The 20,203-nt window shown below is 61.7% G+C and carries 16 protein-coding genes; 6 read left to right on the forward strand and 10 right to left on the reverse strand.

Going from position 1 to position 20,203, the window contains the following annotated elements:
* Nucleotides 1–5: 5 nt before the first annotated feature.
* From J3P86_RS21750 to J3P86_RS21770, 5 genes are all read right to left on the reverse strand, one after another.
* Nucleotides 6–845: an ABC transporter ATP-binding protein gene (locus J3P86_RS21750; protein WP_434628434.1), complete on the reverse strand. Its 840-nt coding sequence runs from the start codon at nt 843–845 to the stop codon at nt 6–8.
* 10 nt (nt 846–855) lie between these two features.
* Complete coding sequence (locus J3P86_RS21755) at nt 856–1,764, reverse strand: ABC transporter permease (protein WP_434698826.1); 909 nt, start codon at nt 1,762–1,764, stop codon at nt 856–858.
* Nucleotides 1,764–2,801: an ABC transporter permease gene (locus tag J3P86_RS21760; RefSeq protein ID WP_434698827.1), complete on the reverse strand. Its 1,038-nt coding sequence runs from the start codon at nt 2,799–2,801 to the stop codon at nt 1,764–1,766. Before J3P86_RS21760 ends, J3P86_RS21755 begins: the two co-directional genes overlap by 1 nt.
* 35 nt (nt 2,802–2,836) lie before the next feature.
* Nucleotides 2,837–4,459, reverse strand: coding sequence for an ABC transporter substrate-binding protein (locus tag J3P86_RS21765; protein ID WP_434696829.1), 1,623 nt, complete (start codon nt 4,457–4,459; stop codon nt 2,837–2,839).
* A gap of 69 nt (nt 4,460–4,528) precedes the next feature.
* Nucleotides 4,529–5,683, reverse strand: a complete 1,155-nt coding sequence (locus J3P86_RS21770) for a mandelate racemase family protein (protein ID WP_434698828.1) — start codon at nt 5,681–5,683, stop codon at nt 4,529–4,531.
* Nucleotides 5,684–5,932: 249 nt separating this feature from the next.
* Between J3P86_RS21770 and J3P86_RS21775 the strand changes: the two genes are divergently transcribed.
* Nucleotides 5,933–6,349 carry a VOC family protein gene (locus tag J3P86_RS21775; protein WP_434628423.1) on the forward strand — a complete coding sequence of 139 codons (417 nt, stop codon included), beginning with the start codon at nt 5,933–5,935 and terminating at the stop codon, nt 6,347–6,349.
* 42 nt (nt 6,350–6,391) lie between these two features.
* Here the strand turns inward: J3P86_RS21775 and J3P86_RS21780 are convergent, their stop codons facing one another.
* Nucleotides 6,392–6,763 carry a PH domain-containing protein gene (locus tag J3P86_RS21780; protein WP_434628420.1) on the reverse strand — a complete coding sequence of 124 codons (372 nt, stop codon included), beginning with the start codon at nt 6,761–6,763 and terminating at the stop codon, nt 6,392–6,394.
* Nucleotides 6,764–6,961: 198 nt separating this feature from the next.
* Here J3P86_RS21780 and J3P86_RS21785 point away from each other — a divergent pair, with 198 nt between their 5' ends.
* From J3P86_RS21785 to J3P86_RS21805, 5 genes are all read left to right on the forward strand, one after another.
* Complete coding sequence (locus J3P86_RS21785) at nt 6,962–7,957, forward strand: TRAP transporter substrate-binding protein (RefSeq protein ID WP_434628417.1); 996 nt, start codon at nt 6,962–6,964, stop codon at nt 7,955–7,957.
* Between the two features lie 125 nt (nt 7,958–8,082).
* Nucleotides 8,083–9,078 carry a C4-dicarboxylate TRAP substrate-binding protein DctP gene (gene dctP / locus J3P86_RS21790; protein WP_434571906.1) on the forward strand — a complete coding sequence of 332 codons (996 nt, stop codon included), beginning with the start codon at nt 8,083–8,085 and terminating at the stop codon, nt 9,076–9,078.
* Between the two features lie 66 nt (nt 9,079–9,144).
* Entirely contained in the window at nt 9,145–9,777 is a 633-nt protein-coding gene (locus J3P86_RS21795) for a TRAP transporter small permease (RefSeq protein WP_305498904.1), read from the forward strand.
* The gene (dctM, locus tag J3P86_RS21800) at nt 9,774–11,057 is read left to right on the forward strand and encodes a C4-dicarboxylate TRAP transporter large permease protein DctM (RefSeq protein WP_434698829.1); all 1,284 of its coding nucleotides are present in this window, start codon (nt 9,774–9,776) and stop codon (nt 11,055–11,057) included. The genes J3P86_RS21795 and dctM overlap by 4 nt, the downstream gene beginning before the upstream one ends.
* Before the next feature lie 131 nt (nt 11,058–11,188).
* Entirely contained in the window at nt 11,189–13,096 is a 1,908-nt protein-coding gene (locus J3P86_RS21805) for an alkaline phosphatase D family protein (protein WP_434698830.1), read from the forward strand.
* Between the two features lie 54 nt (nt 13,097–13,150).
* Here J3P86_RS21805 and J3P86_RS21810 read toward each other — a convergent pair whose 3' ends face one another.
* The 4 genes from J3P86_RS21810 to J3P86_RS21825 form a co-directional block, all read right to left on the reverse strand.
* Entirely contained in the window at nt 13,151–13,651 is a 501-nt protein-coding gene (locus tag J3P86_RS21810; protein WP_434698831.1) for a methylated-DNA--[protein]-cysteine S-methyltransferase, read from the reverse strand.
* A 164-nt stretch (nt 13,652–13,815) separates the two neighbouring features.
* Complete coding sequence (locus tag J3P86_RS21815; RefSeq protein WP_434698832.1) at nt 13,816–16,551, reverse strand: LuxR C-terminal-related transcriptional regulator; 2,736 nt, start codon at nt 16,549–16,551, stop codon at nt 13,816–13,818.
* Between the two features lie 211 nt (nt 16,552–16,762).
* On the reverse strand, nt 16,763–18,127 hold the full coding sequence (locus J3P86_RS21820; protein ID WP_434571896.1) for a DUF1329 domain-containing protein: 1,365 nt from the start codon (nt 18,125–18,127) through the stop codon (nt 16,763–16,765).
* 25 nt (nt 18,128–18,152) lie between these two features.
* Complete coding sequence (locus J3P86_RS21825; protein WP_434628401.1) at nt 18,153–20,009, reverse strand: DUF1302 domain-containing protein; 1,857 nt, start codon at nt 20,007–20,009, stop codon at nt 18,153–18,155.
* Nucleotides 20,010–20,203: the final 194 nt, after the last annotated feature.

Here is a 20,203-nt window from a genome sequence, read left to right on the forward strand (position 1 = left end):
GCTCCTCAAGCGTTCAACCAACGTGGGTCGCGCTGCAGCACCGGCAGCGTGGCGCGCGGGTGATCCAGGCTTGGCAACGCGGCCAACAGGCCTCGGGTGTAGGGATGGGTGGCGTTATCCAGGTCAGCGGCGGCAATCGACTCGACCACCCGGCCGGCATACATCACCAGCACGCGATCACAGAAATGCCGCACCAGGTTCAGGTCATGGCTGATGAAGATCAGTCCCAGGTCACGCTCGCTGACCAACTCCTCCAATACGTTGAGCACCTGCCGGCGCACCGACACGTCCAGCGCCGAGGTCGGCTCGTCGGCGATGATCACCTGAGGATCGGTAATCACCATCATGGCGATCATGATCCGCTGGCCCATGCCACCCGAGACTTCATGGGGGTACAGGTCATAGACCCTTCGAGGATCACGGATGTGCACCTTGCCGAGCATGTCCAGCGCCCGCTCGCGGGCTTCGCGATGGGGCACCTTGTGATGGGCGAGATAGGCTTCGGCGATTTGCTCGCCGACTCGCACCACCGGGTTCAACGAGTATTTCGGATCCTGCATGATCATCGACATGCGCGCGCCACGAATCGCCTGGATCTGCTTTTCGCTGGCCTTCAGCAAATCGATGTCGGCAAAACGCAGGGTCTTGGCGGTGACCCGCGCCGTCGGCGGATGCAAGCGCAACAGGCTGCGGCCGACGGTGGATTTGCCCGAGCCGGATTCACCGACGATGGCGAGTTTTTCCCGCCCCAGGGTGAACGACACATCACGCACCGCCAGGGAGGTTTTGCCGGCGTTGCGAAACTCCACGCACAAATCCTGCACGGCCAGTTTTATCTCAGTCATGGGACTTTCCTCAGGATTGGCTGCGGGGGTCGAGGACGTCGCGCAAGCCGTCGCCCAACAGGTTGAAGGCCAGGCTGACCAGCATGATCGCCGCACCCGGCGCCGCCACCAGCCACCAGCTTTCGAGCATGTAGCGCCGGCCGGTGGAGATCATCGCGCCCCACTCCGGCAGCGGTGCCTGGGCGCCGAGGCCGAGAAAGCCCAGGGCGGCGGCGGTGAGGATGATGCTTGCCATGTTCATGGTCAGGCGGATGATCACCGACGACAGGCACATCGGGATGATATGACGCAGGATGATCCGGGCACTCGACGCGCCTTGGAGCTGCACCGCGACGACAAAGTCGACGTTGCGCAGCGGCAGGGTTTCTGCGCGAGCCAATCGGGCGATCGGCGGCCAGGCCGTCAGCGCGATGGCAATCACCGCGTGCTCCAGGCCCGGGCCAAGCGCCGCGATGAAGGCCAGCGCCAGCACCAGGCTCGGAAACGAGATGAAGATGTCGGTGATGCGCATGAACAGGCTGTCGACCCAGCCGCCGAAGTAACCGGAGATGGTCCCGACCAACAGGCCAATGGGACCGACAATCACCGTCACCAGCAAGACGATGTACAAGGTGATGCGCGAGCCGTACACCAACCGGGCGAACACATCGCGACCGTATTCATCGGTGCCGAACCAGTGCGCGCTGCTGGGCGCTTGCAACGCACCGGCGAGGTTCTGCAGCAACGGGTCGTGACCGGCGATCCATGGCGCGAACGCCGCGACCACCATCAAGGTCGCGACGACAACCAGGCCGGCGAACGTCATCGGGTTGCGCAGCAGAAAGCGCAGCAGCCGGGCGGCGCTGGCGACCAGCGCTGCCGTACTCGAAGCGGGCAGCGTGGTATCGCCGGCTGCGCTCGAAGCAAGGGGCAGACTCATTAGCGAGTCCTCGGGTCGAAGAGCTTGTACAGCGCATCGCTGATCAGGTTCAGCGTCACGAAGATGAGGCCGATCAGCAGCACGCAGGCCATCACTGCGTTCATGTCGCCGAGCAACAGACTGCTGGTCAGGTACTGGCCGAAACCCGGCCAGGCGAACACGGTTTCGATCAGCACCGCGCCCTCCAGCAGCCCGCCGTAGGCCAGCGCGACGATGGTCAACAGCTGCACGCGGATGTTGCCGAAGGCGTGACCCCAGACAATCTTGCGTTGGGACAGACCCTTGACCCGGGCAGTGATGATGTACTCCTGGGACAGTTGCTCGAGCATGAAGCTGCGAGTCATGCGGCTGATGTAGGCGACCGAGTTGAAACTGAGGATCACCGCCGGCAGCAGGATGTGCCGCAGCGCACTGCGAAAGGCTTCCCAATCGCCGGACCAGGCGGTGTCGATCAACAGCAGCCCGGTGTGCGTCGGAATCAGCCCGTCGTAGGCCAGGCCGATTCGCCCGACGCCACCGGCCCAGCCCAACCAGGCGTAGAACACCAGGAAGGCCATCATGCCGATCCAGAAGATTGGCGTGGAATAGCCGAACAGCGTGATCAACCGCGCGACGTGGTCACCGGCGCGGCCCTGATGAGTCGCCGCGTAGACACCCAGCGGCAGGCCCGCCAGCACGCCGAACAGAATGGCCAGGGTCGCCAGTTCCAAGGTGGCCGGAAACACCCGGGCGATGTCGCTGATGACCGGGTTTCCGGTCAGCAAGGCCATGCCGAAGTCGCCGTGGAGCAGGTCGCCGAGGTAAATCGCGAACTGGCTCCACAGTGGTTTGTCCAGGCCCAGCTCCTGATAGACCTGGGCGTAGGCCGAGGCGTCGGCGTCCGGGCCAACGATTGCCAGCACCGGGTCCAGCGGCATCACCCGGCCGATAAAAAAGGTCAGCAGCAGCAACCCCAGCAGCGTCACCGCCACCGAACCGCCGCGCCGGGTCGCCGAAGCGGCCCGGGTTGTCCAGATTGAAAAGGATGCAGTCGACATGTTCATTTCCTGCCTTGGCCTTGAGGCCGTCGATTTCAGCGCTGCTTGTAGACGTCGCGAAGACGCGTGGTGGCGGCGGTGTGGCCGATGTAGTTGCGTACGTCGGCGTGAATCACCACCTCGTCCACCATTTGCGAGACCGGCATGATTGCCCCGGCCTGTTGGTCGTAGAGGGTCTGGATCTGGGCATACATCTGCCGCTGCCGTTCGGGGTCGCGCTCGCGCTCGGCCTGTTCGATCAACTGATTGAGCTGCGGGTTGAAGAACGAGGTGCGCCAGCCCTGGAAGTTGCTCAATTTGGCTTCGCTGCGGTTGTCCGGGTTGTACACCAGGGCCCGCAGGCTCGAATGCGGATGGCGCTCCGCCCCACCACCGCCACGCCCCACGAGGATGTCGAACTGGCGGTCGCGCATCGCCCCGTAGATCTGGTTGCCGGTGCCGGTGATGATCGTCGCCTGGATGCCCGCCTGGGCCAGCGTCGCTTGCAGGCTGGTGGCGATGTTGATGAAGGGCGGGTCGGTCAGCGAACGGATGCTCACCTTGAAGCCCTCGGCGTGACCGGCTTCTGCCAGCAGGCGGCGAGCCTCGGCCACGTCCAGGCGATAACCCGGATCGTCCAGGCGTGCCGGCAAGCCCAGCTGCATCGGGCGCTGGTTGATCACGCCGTAGTGCGGCATCACCACGTCGTTGATGCCTTGGTAGTCGATCAGCAGACGGATCGCCTGGCGCACCCGGATGTCTTGGAACAGCGGCTGCTGCATGCTCATCGCCACGTAGTACAGCGTGCCGCGGGCGATGCTCTGGATGCGCACCGCATCCACCTTGCCCAGCGCCTTGATGTCGGTCGCCGCCATGCCGCGGGCGACATCCAGGTCACCGCGCTCGACCATCAGGCGCAGGGCCTGGGACTCGGTCATGTTGCGCATGATCACCCGGCGCAACTTCGGCGCGCCGCGCCAGTAGTCCTCGTTGCGGCTCATCAGGATCACGTCGTTGGCGCGCCAGATATCCAGCTTGAACGCACCGGACCCGGCGGTGTGCGTCGCCAGCCAGGCCGCGCCCTGGTCGTCACCGACCTGATGCTGCAAGGCCACCGAGCGGTCGATGATGAACGCACTCGGCGAGGTGGCCAGGGTGTTGAGCACCAACAGCGGGTCGGTGACGCGTGGCAGCTCCATGACGAAGGTGTGGGGCCCTTCGGCGCGCATCAGCCGGGCGACGTTGTCGGCGCTGAAACCGTAGGCTTTCCAGGTGGACGCCAGGGCGCGGTTGAGGGTGACCACACGTTGCAAGGACCAGGCGACATCTTGCGCAGTAAGCGGCGCACCGGAGTGAAAACGGACGTCGTCACGCAACTGGAAGGTGAGACGCATGCGGTCCGGGCTGACTTCCCAGCTTTTCGCCAGGGCCGGCACCAGCGTGTCCGGCTGCGCCGCGTCCTGCTCCAGGAGCATGTCGTAGACATTGGCGTTGACCTCGGCAACTTCCAGGCCGGTCGCGGCCGCCGGGTCCAGCGACAGCAGGTTGATCATGCTCATGCCCACCACCAATTGGTCGGCGGGCGTTTCGCCTTGGGCCAGGCTGACGGGCACCTGCACTGCGCACAGGGCCACGATGACACACAGCAGCCTGGTCAGGCGCTTGGGCCAGAGTTTCATGGTTCAGTCCTTTCTTATATTTATAAAGACTTGTCGCCCGGGCCGCTCAGCCTCGGACGTGGTGCGCCATCAGTGTCGAGACAAGGTGTTGGCTTCGATATACGCGAAGTTGATGTCCTCGCCCAACCCCGGCCGATCAGACAGATGCACGTAACCGTCGGCATCCATCGGGTCGATAATACTGTTGAGGTGCGCCGGCACTTCCTCGTAATCGAGGAACGGGTGCAGCAGGCCGCGCTCGTACCACCGGCAGTTGCTGATCGCGCCCACCACCGCCAGGTTCGCCGCGCCGTTGCCGTGGACCTCGCAATCCATGCCGAACGACTCGGCCAGGTGCGCCACTTTGAGGCAAGGGCCGATACCGCCGACGCCAGCCACGCCGGCGCGCAGGATGTCACAGGACTTCTGCGTCACCCAACTGGCGCGGCTGTGGAATTTTCCGGCAATGCTTTCCGGGCCCAGCACCGGGATGTCCAGATTGGCGGCCAGCCAGGCGTATGACTCGGCGGAGTCTTCCATCATCGGTTCTTCGAACCAGGCGAAATTGAGTTTTTCCAGGGCCTTGCCAATGGTCAGCGCATCCATACGGCTGTACCAGTGGTAGCCATCGAGCATCAGGGCGATGTCCGGACCGACCGCCTCGCGCACTGCCGCGCAGGCCTGGATGTCCATTTGCGGATTCGGCGCGAAGGAAATCGGCGGCATCCAGGTGTGCAGCTTGATTGCCTTGTAGCCGCGCTTGACGAGCTTTTCGGCGAACTGGCCGTACTCATCCGGCGTCGACAGACCGCCCGGCAAATCATCGCCGCACATGGTCGAGCCGTAGGCCAGGACTTTGTCACGGTAACCGCCGATGAGCTTGTGCACCGGCAACTTCAGCTTGCGCCCGGCCAGATCCCACAAGGCTTGCTCAACCAGCGCCAGCGCGCGGTCGGTGAACTGGCCGGCGCTGCCGCGCTGCCAGTGCGCCAGGTCCTGCCAGATGCTCTCACGGTCCATCGGGTCGCGGCCGATCAGCACCTTGCGCACGAACGATTCGATGATGTGTGGACGAATCAACTCGGGCGTACCGAAGGCGTAACCCTCCGAGCCATCGTCGCAGCTGATGCGCAGCAGGGCCATCTTGATCATGACTTCGTCGCCTGGATGGGCGTGACCGGCGCTGTCCTGGGCGCGACGCGACGGGGTGGAAAAGATTTCGACGTGAACGCCTGTGATTCTCATAAGAAGGAGCCACCGTGTGGTTATTTTTATTTGTATGTCGTCATACAACATGGCGGATTATTTGTACGTTTACTCTGAGCTGTCAAGCCTGTGCATCAGCTAAATATGAGGTTTTTCGGGCAGGCTCTATTTTTGGAAAGATGACGACTTGAAATGTCGTCATACCACGCCCTGATGATAAGCTCGTTTCCCTTGGGAAATTCTGGCTACAGTGACGTGCCCATTTGTGCCCGCCTTGTGGAGACCGGTATGAAAAATTTCACCATCGAGCGCATCGACCACGTCGTACTGCGCGTGACGAACATCGAGCGCAGCCTGACCTTCTACACCTCGGTGCTCGGTTGCGAACTGAAGAAGCGGCGGGACGATCTGGGATTGGTCCACCTCGGCGCCGGGGCGTCGATGATCGATCTGGTGGATGTCGAAGGACCGCTCGGCCGTCAGGGTGGCGCGGCGTCGGGCAGGCAGGGGCACAACGTCGATCACTTCTGCCTGCGCGTCGAACCGTTTGACGAACAAGCCCTGCTCGCTCATCTGGGCGCTGCCGGGCTGGAGGTCGAGAAGGCACAGATGCGCTATGGCGCGGAGGGGCAAGGCTGGTCAATCTATTGCTTCGACCCGGATGGCAACCAGATCGAGTTGAAGGGACCGGCGCTGGAGCCTTGAGCTCCAGCGAAACTTACGCTGCCGGGGTGCGCTTGTATCGACTCAGACCAAAAGGTGCCTGGAAATGACCTTGGAGATTTCGACGATGCCGGTCTTGCCGGAGAACTCAAACTTCACCTTGCCCAGGGACGAAAAATAAATCTCCAGTTCGGAATCCAGGTCGAAGGTGCCGGAGGTTTCCACCGAGTACGCAACGATATTCTTGTAGGGCAGCGAGGTGAAATCCTTCTTGCTGCCGGTAATGCCCTGCACGTTTACCGCGATGATGCGTTTGTTGGTGAACACCACGCCATCACGCATCGACTTGTAGGCGTCGATCACCTGTTCACCGTCCAGCAACAGATCCGAGACGCGTTCGGCGTATTCATTGTTTTGCTTGAGCTTGAAGAAGCCTTTGTTGTTGAAATCGATCATCGTTGAGTCCCTTGTTGAGTTTTTTGAAACGTCCTGTCCAGTGATCCCGGAGGCCAAGCCTGACAGGCGCGGCTGGTTCTCCTCCAGGATCCGCAACTTTCCGGCAGCCCGCATTTTTTGCTCCTAGACTTGCCAGTGTTTGCAGTTCGTCGGGGCTGGAATGAGCTCGTACAATAAACATAATCGAAGGGATACGCCATGCTCGAACCTTTATGGAAAGCGCTCATCTGCACTCTGGTTTTCAGCGCACTGGGCAGCGCCTACGCAGCCGACCCCCTCGTGATCAGGTTTTCCCATGTGGTGGGCGAACAGACGCCCAAGGGCCAGGGCGCCCTGATGTTCAAGAAGCTGGTGGAGGAGCGGTTGCCGGGCAAGGTAACTGTGGAGGTGTATCCCAACTCCACACTGTATGGCGACGACAAGGAAATGGAAGCGTTGCTGCTGGGAGACGTGCAGATCATCGCGCGGTCACTGGCCAAGTTCGAGCAGTACACCCGCAAGGTGCAGTTGTTCGACTTGCCGTTCCTGTTCGATGACATTGCCGCGGTGGACCGTTTCCAACAGAGCCCCGAGGGCCAGCAACTGCTCAAGTCCATGGAGAGCAAGAACATCACCGGCCTGGCCTATTGGCACAACGGCATGAAGCAGCTTTCGGCGAACAAACCCCTGCGCACGCCCGAAGATGCGCGCGGCCTGGTCTTCCGTGTGCAAACTTCCGCGGTGCTGGAGGAGCAGTTCAAGGCGGTGAGTGCCAAAGGCCAACCGATGATTTTCTCGGTGGTGTATCAGGGCTTGCGTACGGGCCTGGTCAACGGCACGGAAAATACCTATTCAAATTTTTACAACCAGAAACTGCATGAGGTACAGAAATACGTTACCGAGTCCAACCACGGCATCCTCGACTACATGCTGATCACCACATCGGATTTCTGGAACGGCCTGCCGCCGGATATCCGCGGTGAGCTGGAAAAGATCGTGGTCGAATCCACCGCTCATGCCAACAAGGAAGCGGAGCGATTCAACCAGCAGGACAAACAGCACGTCCTGGACGCCAAGACCACCGAGATCATGACCCTCACGCCGCAAGAGCGAGATGCCTGGCGAGAGAAAATGAAACCGGTATGGGCGAAGTTCGAAAAGGATATCGGCCCGGAGCTGATCAAAGCCGCCGAAGCGTCCAACAAGACGCAGTAAAGCCCCGAACTTGATGTCAAAATGCCCCGGCAAGCTGTTTTTCTGCCTAGACTTGCAAGTGTCCCACCGTGCGTCGTGTTTTGAATGAGCCCGCACGTGAAAAACTAAAAATAAAAGGAACCCCTATGTTTAAACCTATGTGGAAAGCACTCGTCTGCACACTGGCCCTCAGCGCGTTGAGCAGCGCCATGGCGGCCGATCCGGTGGTTATCAAGTTCTCGCACGTGGTGGCCGAACAAACCCCCAAAGGCCAAGGCGCGTTGCTCTTCAAAAAGTTGGTGGAAGAGCGATTGCCGGGCAAGGTTAAGGTCGAGGTGTACCCCAACTCGTCGTTATTCGGCGATGGCAAGGAAATGGAAGCCCTGCTCCTGGGTGACGTGCAAATGATCGCGCCATCGCTCGCCAAGTTCGAGCAATACACCAAGACGGTGCAGTTGTTCGACCTGCCGTTCCTGTTTGATGACATCTCTGCCGTGGACCGTTTCCAACTGAGCCCTGAAGGTCAGAAACTGCTCAAGTCAATGGAAAGCAAGAACATCACCGGCCTGGCCTATTGGCACAACGGCATGAAGCAACTCTCTGCCAACAAACCACTGCGCGAACCCAAGGATGCCCGTGGCTTGAAGTTCCGCGTGCAGGCGTCTGCCGTGCTCGAAGAACAGTTCAAGGCCGTCAATGCCAACCCGCGCAAGATGAGTTTCGCCGAGGTGTACCAAGGCCTGCAGACCGGCGTGGTCAACGGTGCGGAAAACCCCTACTCGAACATCTACAGCCAGAAAATGCATGAAGTGCAGAAGTACATCACCGAGTCCAACCATGGCTTGCTCGACTACATGCTGATCACCAACACCAAGTTCTGGAATGGCCTGCAGCCGGACGTACGCAGCGAACTGGACAAGATCCTTGTGGAAGTCACCGCCCATGTGAACAAGGAAGCGGCGCAACTGAACCAGAACGACAAGCAGCGCATCCTCGACGCCAAGACCACCGAGATCATTACCCTCACGCCTGAAGAACGCAACGCATGGCGCGACAAGATGAAACCGGTCTGGAAGAAGTTCGAAGGTGACATCGGCGCTGACCTGATCCAAGCCGCCGAAGCCTCCAACAAGGCTCAGTAATGGGTTGGTCGGCGCTGCCGCCGTGGCAGCGCCGGCCTGTCGTCCTCCCTGCAGGAGATGCCATCCATGAACGCCCTTCGGCGCACCTGGGAACATTTCGAGGAAGGTTTCATTGCCTTCCTTCTGGCCGCCATGACGTTGGTCACTTTCGTCTACGTGGTCCTCAACAACCTTTATGCAGTGTTCTACAGCCTTGGCGACAACTGGCCAGCCGCCAGCGAACCGATGTTCGCCATTGGCGACGGCATCATGGGCATGGCCCAGGCCATGACCTGGAGCAGTGCGCTGACCAAGGCGCTGTTTGGCTGGCTGATTTTCTTTGGCCTGTCGTATGGCGTGCGCACGGCCGGCCACATCGGCGTCGACGCGTTGGTGAAACTGGCGAGCAAACCGCTGCAGCGCATTATCGGCGTGATCGCCTGCCTGTGCTGCCTGGCCTACGCCGGGTTGCTGGCCGTGGCGAGTTACGAATGGATCAATACCTTGATGATTGCCCAGATCGGCGCGGAAGACCTCGGCCATTTCGGCATCATGCAATGGCACGTAGGGCTGATCGTGCCGGTAGGATTCGCCCTGGTGTTTATCCGTTTCGCGGAAATCCTGGTGCGCATCCTGATGAACCGTCAGACGGGCCTGGGTCTTGCCGATGAAGCGGCCGAAGCGATCAAACTGACCGAGATCGAGGAAGACAAGCCATGACCATTGCCTTCCTGTTCATCGCGCTGTTCGTGCTGATGTTCATCGGCGTGCCTATCGCCATTTCCCTCGGGCTGGCCGGTTCGCTGACGATCATTTTCTTCAGCCCCGACTCCGTACGCTCCCTGGCAATCAAGCTGTTCGAGACATCCGAACACTACACCCTACTGGCGATTCCGTTCTTCCTGCTGGCCGGTGCGTTCATGACCACGGGTGGCGTGGCGCGACGGTTGATCGACTTTGCCAACGCCTGCGTCGGACACATCCGCGGTGGCCTGGCGATTGCGGCAGTGCTGGCGTGCATGCTGTTTGCCGCACTGTCCGGTTCCAGTCCCGCGACGGTGGCAGCGGTGGGTTCGATTGCCATCGCCGGCATGGTGCGCTCAGGTTATCCCCAGGCGTTTGGTGCCGGTATCGTCTGCAACGCCGGGACCCTGGGCATCCTGATTCCGCCGTCGATCGTCATGGTGGTCTATGCCGCCGCGACCGAAACCTCGGTAGGCAAACTGTTCATGGCCGGTGTGATACCAGGCCTGTTGCTCGGCACAGCGTTGATGGTGGCGATCTACATCGTCGCCGTGAAGAAAAACCTGCCGGCAATGCCCCGAGCCACGTTTCGCGAATGGCTGACCACGGCCCGCAAAGCCATTTGGGGCTTGCTGCTGATGGTCATCATCCTCGGCGGGATCTATTCCGGGATGTTCACCCCGACAGAAGCAGCGGCGGTGGCGGCAGTGTATTCGGCGTTTATCGCGTTGTTCGTCTACAAGGACCTGACGTTCCGCGAAACCCCCAAGGTGCTGCTGGAGTCGGCCAAGCTGAGCATCATGCTGATGTTCATCATCGCCAACGCCATGCTCTTCGCCCACGTGCTGACCACCGAGCAACTGCCGCAGCAGATCACTGCGTGGGTGATCGAGGCCGGGCTGACGCCAGTAACCTTCCTGCTGGTGGTCAACATCGTGCTGCTGATTGCCGGTGCGTTCATGGAACCGTCGGCGATCATCCTGATTCTGGCGCCGATCCTGTTCCCTATCGCCATGAAGCTGGGCATCGACCCGATCCACTTGGGCATCATCATGGTGGTGAACCTGGAGATCGGCCTGATCACGCCGCCGGTGGGCTTGAATCTGTTCGTCACCTCGGCGGTGACCGGCATGTCGCTGACGGCGACCATCCGCGCGGCCATGCCGTGGCTGATGATTCTGCTGGCGTTCCTGGTGCTGATTACCTATGTACCGTGGATCTCGCTCGCGCTGCCTAACTGGTTGGGGATGAGCTGATTATTCCGAGCTGAACATACCGCCCTGTGGTGAGGGAGCAATGCTCCATTGCCGCAGGTGCGCGTGCCCCCTCCCAGCGTACGCATGCGTTATGATCCCTGCTTTATTCTGAAGCAGAGCTTTTCCCACGCATGTTGCCGGCCCCTTCCGATACCCCGATCCCCCTCCCCCCCGTCCTTGTCGGCCCGCTCTTGCGACGACTGGAGCCGACGCGGCTGGTGATGTGGCTGGTGGGGACGCGAGCGTTGGCGTTGACGCTGAGTATCGACGGCGTCGGCGACCTGGCGCTGGATGCGTCGCGCTGCACCGTGGTGCCGGTGGGGCAACGAGCGTTTGTGCATTTGATTGATGTGACACTCGATACGCCCTTGCCCCAGGACGTGGCGATTGACTACGACCTGCTGGTGGACGGCGTCCCCATTGCCGAATGGGCGCCGTATCTGTTGTACGGCGACGCAAAGCGTCCGAACTTCATGCTGCATTCGCGCATAGAACAGCTGGTCCACGGCTCTTGTCGTAAACCCCATTTCCCGGCCAATGATGGTCTGCTCTGTGTCGACCGCTTGTTGGCGGAGTCTGCGGAGCAGCGTCCGGCATTGCTGATGATGAGCGGCGACCAGGTGTACGCCGACGATGTCGCCGGGCCGATGTTGCGGGCGATTCATGCCCTGATCGAGCGCCTGGGCCTGTTCGAGGAGTGTCTGGAAGGTGCGGTGGTGGAGGACAGCGCCAGACTCTACCAACACCCGGCCAGTTACTATCACCGCGCGGATCTGTTACCGGCGCTTGAGAGCAACGAAACCCTGCGCGAACGTTTTTTCGGCGGGGCGCGCAAGCCGATCTTCACCAGCAGCAGCGCCGACAACCATCTGGTGACCTTCGCCGAGGTCATGGCGATGTATCTGCTGGTGTGGTCGCCCGTACCGTGGACCCTGATCGATCCGCAACCGCCTGAATTGACCGCCGAACGGCGCCAGCGCTACGACCTCGAACAACAGCGCATCGAGGCATTCAAGACCGGGCTGGATGGCGTGGCACGGGTGTTCGCCCATCTGTCGTGCCTGATGATTTTCGATGATCACGACATCACCGATGACTGGAACCTGTCCGCGCAATGGGAGGAAACGGCCTACGGCCATCCCTTCTCCAAACGCATCATTGGCAACGCGTTGATCGCCTATCTGCTCTGCCAGGGCTGGGGCAACAACCCGGATGCCTTTGGTGAAGTGATCGAGCAGACCGTGGCCTTGAGCGACACCGCCCGGGACCGCTACATCGACAGCGGGCCCCAGGATGCGTTGATCGACACCCTGCTCGGTTTCCAGCAATGGCACTACGTGTTGCCGAGCACGCCGGCGCTGGTGGTGCTCGACACCCGCACCCGCCGCTGGCGCAGCGAGAATAGCCTCAAGCAGCCGTCGGGCCTGCTGGACTGGGAAGCCCTGAGCGAACTGCAGCAGGAACTGCTGGACCATCCCTCGGCGATCATCGTCTCGCCGGCGCCGATCTTTGGCGTCAAGCTGATCGAGACCGTGCAGCGGCTGTTCAGCTGGTGCGGCTACCCGCTGTTGGTGGATGCGGAGAACTGGATGGCCCACCGTGGCGCGGCCCAGGTGATCCTGAATATTTTCCGCCACTCGCGCACGCCGGGAAGCTACGTGGTGTTGTCCGGCGATGTGCATTATTCCTTCGTCTACGAGGTGCTGATCCCACACCGCAAGGGCGGCCCACGTGTCTGGCAGATCACCAGCAGCGGTATCAAGAACGAGTTCCCGCCGGCGCTGCTGGAATGGTTCGATCGGCTGAACCGCTGGCTCTATTCTCCACGCTCGCCCTTGAACTGGTTCACCAAGCGCCGCAGCATGCGCATCGTCCCCCATGTCCCGGAACATGCCGAAGCCGGGGAACGGCTGTGGAACTCGGCGGGGATCGGCCAGGTGTTTTTCAACGAACAGGGGCAACCGGCGCAGATCTATCAGCACAACGCCAACGGCAAGCCGCCCACGCGCATGCTGGCGCCGAAGTCGCCCTTGAGCTGAACGGCTACTTTCGCGAGCAGGCTCGCTCCCACAGGGATTGGGCAGGGTCAGGATTCAGAACGCCAGTTGCAGGCTCTGTTGGCCTTCGAGGCTCAGCAGGAACTGTTTGGCGGCAAGGCCGCCGGCGAAACCGGTGAGGCTGCCGGAGGTGCCGATGACCCGATGGCAGGGCGCGATGATCGAGATCGGGTTGCGTCCGTTGGCGGCGCCGACCGCGCGCGTCGCGGTCGGTTGGCCGATCTGGATGGCTATGTCGCGATAGCTGCGGGTTTCGCCGAACGGGATAGTCAGCAGAGCCTGCCAGACCCGCACTTGAAAATCGGTGCCGACAAAATCCAGTTCAAGCTCGAAACGGCGGCGTTGGCCAGAAAAATATTCCAGCAGTTGACGCTCGGTTTCCTTGAGGGTCGGATGATCACTGTCCTGCTCCAACGGTCCCAGGCGCACCCGATTGAGCCGCTCGTTCTCCCACAGGATGGCCGCCAGCTTCGTGCCGCGGGCGACAAGGATCAACTCGCCTACGGGGGATTGGATGGTTTGGTACAGGGGCGGCATTCAAATGGTTCCTTGGCTCACGCTCATTGGCTTTTATGGCGAGGGGATTTATCCCCGCTGAGTTGCAGAGCAACTCATAGCTTGCCACACCGCGCTGTCAGATCTTAGGGTCGCTTCGCAACCCAGCGGGAGCAAGCTCCCTCGCCACGGGCTGAGTAAAGAACTCAGCCCAACAACCCCAAGGCCTTCGCCCGCGCCACGGCCTGGGTGCGGCGTTCGACGCCGAGTTTGCTGTTGATGTGGCTGGCATGGGTTTTTACCGTGTGCAGCGAGATGAACAACTGCTCGCTGATTTCCTGATTGGAACATCCCTGGGCGATCAGTTGCAGCACTGCCCTCTCGCGGCTGCTGAGGGTTTCGACCGGGACCGAGGGTTCGATCGCTGGCGTCGCGGTCGACGGCAAGCATTCGAGCAAGTGCTGGCGCACGTCACTGGGCGGCGCGTGCAGCAACTGTTCGCGCAGCCATTCACGATGCTCTCGCAACAACCATTCGAAAGGCTGCAACACGCCGCCGATGGCGGCATCGAACGCCTGGGCCAGGGTGCTGCGGGCCTCGGGCTCGCGGCCCAGGCGCAGCAGCAAGGCCACCTTCTGGTTGAGCACCATCACACTGAGCATCTGCCGCCCGGTTTGCTGTGCGTGCTCAAGCAAGGCATCGAGGCGCCCCTCGGCCTGCATCGGTTGGCCCTTTATGGATTCCAGCAATGCCTGCTGCAGCTCGACATGCAACGGCAACTGCGGGTGGAACTCCGGCGGCGCGGCGGCCCGTTCGCCGGTGTAGGTCTGGCCCAGCCGCGCCAGCCAGGCTTCGGCCAGCTCGGTACGGCCCTGGGCCAGCCAGAGCTCGCATTTGACCAGGGTGATCATCGCCAGGTAGTAAACCGGTGGTACATCCCAGATGTGCATCAGGCGCTCGGCCTCGGCCAGCTCGGCGAAGGCCCGGGCGAATTCGCCGTTATAGCCTTCGACCCGGGCAATCACGCAGTGGCCGATCAACACACTGATATCGCGACAAGCCCGGGCTTCGGTCAGGCCGGCCTGCAACCGTGTCAATCCGGCCTGGGACTGCATGCGCAGCGTCAACAGGAAACCTTCGTACAGCACCAATCGCGCGCGCACCGCATACAGCCGTTGCGGCGACAATCCATGCAGCCGCTGCAGCCCCTGCTTCACTTCATCGAGTGCGCGCAGGATCTCCCCTCGCGCCTGCAACACCCGCGCACGGTCGTAATGGGCCAGCGCCTCGAACAACGGATTGCCGACCCGCTGCGCCAGTTCGAGGGAGTCGCGGTTCAGTGCGCGGGCGCGCCACAGGTCACCGTCGGCAATCGCCAGGTTCGACAGGGTGGACAAGCACATCAGGCGCTGGCCATAGCGTTTCTGCGGCAGGCTTTCCAGGGCTTCGGTGCAATAGCGCAGCGTGGCCTCTCGGTCGCCACGCCCGCGGGCGACGATGCCGCTCAGGGCCAGCCACTGGGCGAGCATGGATTTTTGCGCGGTGGCCGACGGCGCCGGCAGGAAGCGACTCAAGTGGGCGGCTAGTTCCTCGGCGGCATCCAGTTGGCTGGCCAGGCCCAACGCCCAGCTGTAGAGCACGATCAGCCGTGGGGTGCTGATGAGCAGGCTATCAGGCAGGTCCATTTTCCAGCGCAGCAACATGCCGACGTTCTGCTCGGCCAGCAGTTGTTCTTCCGAAAGGTTCTGCACCAGGTTCGCCGCCACGTCCAGGTGCCCGGCACGCAACGCCTGCTCCACGGCTTCGTCGATGAGACCCTGGGCATTGAACCAGCGACAGGCGCGCAAGTGCAGAGTCGCGGCCGGCACCATGGCCGGCGCGCTGGGGCGGCTGCGCAACAGGTCGGAAAACAGGTGGTGGTAGCGATACCAGTGGCCATGCTCGTCCAGCGGCACCAGAAAAACCTGGTGGGCGGCCAGGTACTGAAGAATTTCGTGACTGTCATGGGCGTCGCGCACCGCATCGCACAGTTCGCTGCAAAAGCGCTCCTGTGGCGCGGTGTCGTAGAGAAACGCCTGCACCTCGGGCGGCAGGCAATCGATGACTTCTTCGAGCAGATAATCGCGAATCAGCCCTTCACCGCCATGCAGGGCCTGGGGCAGCCGGCCTTCGCTACCGGCCTCGGAAGCGGCCAGCAGCCAGAAACGCAGCCCGGCGACCCAGCCTTCGCTGCGCTGGATCAGGCTCTCCAGTGCCTCGCCACGCAGCGAGCTGCTGTGGTGCTGGAGCAAGGTCAACGCTTCGTCATGGGTCAGGCGCAGGTCCTGCTCGTTGAGTTCGAGCAATTGCCGCGACAGGCGCAGGCGCGCCAGGTGCCAGTCCGGACGCTGGCGGCTGGTGACCAGCACCAGCAACCCTTCGGGCAAGTGATTGAGGAAAAACTGCAGGCAACGATCCAGCACCGGGCTCTGGGCCAGGTGGTAATCGTCGAGTACCAGCAATAGCGGGGCGCGGGAGGAGAGGTGGCTGGACAGTTCATCCAGCAAGCCGTCGAGCCACTCCTCGAAAGCAAAGGGCTGGTGCCGCTGGCGCATCTTCAGCAGGCCCAACGCCCGTCCGCCCAACTGCGCATAAAAGGCCTGGAGCCCTTCGAGCAGCCGCTCCAGAAAGCGGCCCGGATCGTTGTCCCGGGCACTGAGCCCCAACCAGAGACTCCGCCAATGGGCCGGCAGGCTCTGGCAGAACTCCACCGCCAGGGAGCTTTTGCCAAACCCCGCCGGTGCACTCACCAGCAGCAAGCGACCGCCGAGCCCAGCGCTCAGACGCTCGCACAACCGCGGCCGCGGGACGTGGCCGTCGGGCAAGGGCGGGCGGTAGAAACGCCCGTCCTGTACCGCGATGGCTGCGCGGGCAGAATCCGCAGGTGAAGACAAATCAGTCATGGCCGGCTCTTGTTGGAATGCGGGTGGCGGCGTTGCAGATGTCCGCAGACTAGCGGTAAACGAGGAGGTATTGAAGGGAGTGCTACAAATGGCTACAAAAAGGCTACAAGCGGTTGGCAACTATTGTGGCCAGGAAGCTTTTTTTCAGGCAAAAAAAACGCCCCGAACCAGCCGGGGCGTTTTTTCGAGGATGCGGCCTCGGGTGGAGCGTTTAGCGAATGCCGTCCTGACGCAGGGCGTTAGGCGTGAAGTCGGCGGTGCTGGCGGTGAAGCCGAAGTCATAGGCCGATTTTTCTTCGTTCTTCATGCCCAGGGCCAGGTAGCGACCGGACTGCAGGTCGTAGATGGTTTCCAGGGCATACCACGGCACTTGCTTGTCGTAGTAGTTCTCGGCATGGGCCTCGGCTACGCGCCACAGTTGGCCACGGCCGTCGTAGTGGTCGATGACCGCGGCTTGCCAGGTGTCTTCGTCGATGTAGAAGTCACGCTTGGCGTAGATGTGGCGCTGGCCTTCCTTCAGGGTCGCGGTCACGTGCCAGACACGACGCAGCTCGTAGCGCGTCAGGTCCTGGTTGATGTGGCCGGCCTTGATGATGTCCGCGTACTTGAGCTGCGGCGAATCGATCTTGTGGCTGTTGGAGGCGATGTACAGCTCTTTTTTGCCTTCAAGCTTCCAGTCGTAGCGGTCCGGCGCACCGTTGTACATGTCCAGGTTGTCGGAGGTACGCAAGCCATCGGCGGCGGTACCCGGGCCGTCATAGGACACTTGCGGGGCGCGACGCACACGGCGCTGGCCGGCGTTGTAGACCCACGCCGAACGCGGTTCCTTCACCTGGTCGAGGGTTTCGTGGACGAGCAACACGCCGCCAGCCAGACGCGCCGGAGCGGTCACTTGCTGCTTGAAGTAGAACAGGATGTTGCCAGGGTTGGCCGGATCGAAATCCTTCATCTTGTCGCGGAACACGAACTGGTCACGGAAGTACACCAGGCTGTAGGAGCCGTTGGGCTGCGGCGTGGCCTGGGTCACCAGGCGCGTCACGCTGCCGCCGCGATAGCGGGTGATGTGGTTCCAGATCACCTCGACGCCGCTCTGGGGAATCGGGAACGGCACAGCCGTCTCGAAATTCTCCAGACCGTTGCCGCCGGAGACCAGTTTGGTGTTGACCGCGTTTTTCTTGATGGAAGCAAACACTTCGTCCGGCACGGTAGCGCCGCGATGGGTCGGGTAGACCGGCATTTTGAAGGTTTCGGGGTAACGCTTGAACATCGCGTACTGGCCGGGCGCAAGCTTGGCCTTGTACTGCTCGACGTTCTGCGCGGTGATGGTGAACAGCGGCTTCTCACTGGCGTACGGGTCGGAGAGGAAGCCTTTGCCGTCGACGCTGCCGGCGTTCTTGGCCATGGGTTTCCAGGCGGAAATCGAACCATCGGCGTTGCCGGCCATTTCGGCGCCCATCGGCGTCAGGCTCTTGCCCAGTTTGTCGGCTTCGGCGGCAGGCACGGCGGCCATGACGCTGGCCGCCAATAGCGACAGCCCCAGCACACCGACTTGCAACAGATTCTTGGTTATTTTCATAGTGTGTCGTCCTGAAATACGGTGCTTAGAAGTTCACGCCGACGCTGAGCGCCAGGAAGTCGCGATCATCCACGGTGCTGAAGTCGCCACCAAAGAAGTTGGTGTAGGCCAGGCTCGCGTTGTAAGTGTTCTGGTACTCGGCATCCAGCCCGAGGCTGACGGCTTTGCGGCCTTCCTCGAAGTTGGCGCCAGGACCTGGCGAGTAACCCTTGACGTCATGGGACCAGGCCACGTTGGGCTTGAGGTTCACACCGGCGAAGACATCCGGGTATTCCCAGATGGCGCGAGCGCGGTAGCCCCACGAGGTCGACGTGGTGAAGCCGTCGTTGTTGCAGTTGCTGTTCACCCCGCTGATGGTCTGGCCGCCACCTGCCGCAGTCGAGGTGTTGAGGGTATTGCAGAAGCCGTTGGGCAGTTCGCCCGGGCCGAACACCGGATCACGGCCGTAGCGCGCTTCGGAGCGGCTTTCCAGGCCGCCAACGTGGGTCACGCCCAACTCACCGACGAGGGTCAGGCGGCTGGCGCCCATGACCTGGTCGAGAAAGTGCGTGAAGGTGGTCTGGAACTGGGTGATTTCCTTGCGGCGATAGCCATGCAGGTCCTGGCCCGGCGCGCCGTCCAGTACGGAGGCGTTACCAAAGCCCGGAATTGGCGTGACACCGGCGAACAGGATGTCGGTGGTGCTCAGTTGTACCGGAGCGTTCGGCCGATAGCTCAGCTCACCACTCCACGCGGTGCCGGTGGGCAGCGTGGTGGAAAAGCTCAGGCCATAGAGCCGGATGTCTTCCGGGTACTCGACGAAGTAGTTCGAGTTACCCGCCACGATCACCGGACGCAATGCGGCCAACGGCCCCAGCGGCTGGGTATAGAAACGTGACGCGGCGCCCGTGGCGCTGAAGATTGGCGCCCGGCTGTGGTAGTTCATGAAGTAGGCGCCGAACTCGGTGTCCAGCGGCTCGAAATTGTATTTGAACGACAGGCCCCATTGGCCGCTGTCACGGGCATCACGGTCGGGACCACGGCGAACCAGCACGCCCTCCTCGTTCACATTGACGCCCAACGCCGTCAGGGTCGGCAAGGCTGCGCCCGGAATCCGCGAACGTTTGTTCAAGACGCGCAGATTGTCGTCACAACCGTCGGCGATGACGTCCGGTTGCGAGAAGAACGTGCCGCAGTTGTCGACGACAGTCTGGTCCCATTCCAGTTGGTAGAACGCTTCGGCCGACAGGTTGTCGGTCAGGCTCTGGGACACGTAGAACATGTTGACCGGGATCAACCCTTCCTTGACCTCGGCACCGGGGCGACGGAACGCGGACACGTCGACCGGGTTGATGGCGTTGATACCGCCCTGGATAAAGGTACTTTCACCCCAGCTGACCACTTGCTTGCCGAGGCGGACCGAGCCCGGCTGATCGGCGATATCGTAGTTGTGGTAGACGAACGCATCGAGAATCTGCCCGCCGGAGGACTTGGCGCCTTCCTTGCGGTTGCTGTCGCTGATGTCCTTGTACAGGCGGTTTTCGTCCTTGAGTTCGAAGTCGTACCAGTACTTGCCACGTACAAACACACCGGTGTCGCCGTACTTCAGCTCCAGGTCATGGATACCCTTGAAGATCTTCGAGAAGGTCTCCCCGCGCTTGAAGTTCAAGTGACCGTCGTCGGAGGTCTGGGACAGGCCCTTGCCACCGTTGTTGACGCCGATCAGGTCGCGGTTGGCCTTGGCCGTGGACCAGCTTGCGCCGACCGACAGGGCCGAGTCGAACTGGCCTTCGATTTCACCGATGTTGAAGCTGACGCCGAATGCCGGGCCGGCGAGCGAAGAGGCAAGACTGACGGCCAGAGGCAGTTTTGCCCGGCGCCAGAAAGTGTTTGCTGAGGTCATCGACGCAACTCCATGTGTTTTATTGTTATGGCAGTGGGCATTTTCCGGAAACCCTTCGCCGTGCTGGCACGCGCGTCCCATTCCGAAAATCCTTGAGCGGACTATAGCCAGCAGGTAGTACGGCTTGATCCCTCTAAAGTGTGATTTGCAGCCTTCGACCACTCTGGAACAGTCCTTCGCCAGGCCGACGGATG

The sequence above is a fragment of the Pseudomonas sp. D1-1 genome, assembly GCF_051132225.1.
Taxonomy (GTDB): domain Bacteria; phylum Pseudomonadota; class Gammaproteobacteria; order Pseudomonadales; family Pseudomonadaceae; genus Aquipseudomonas.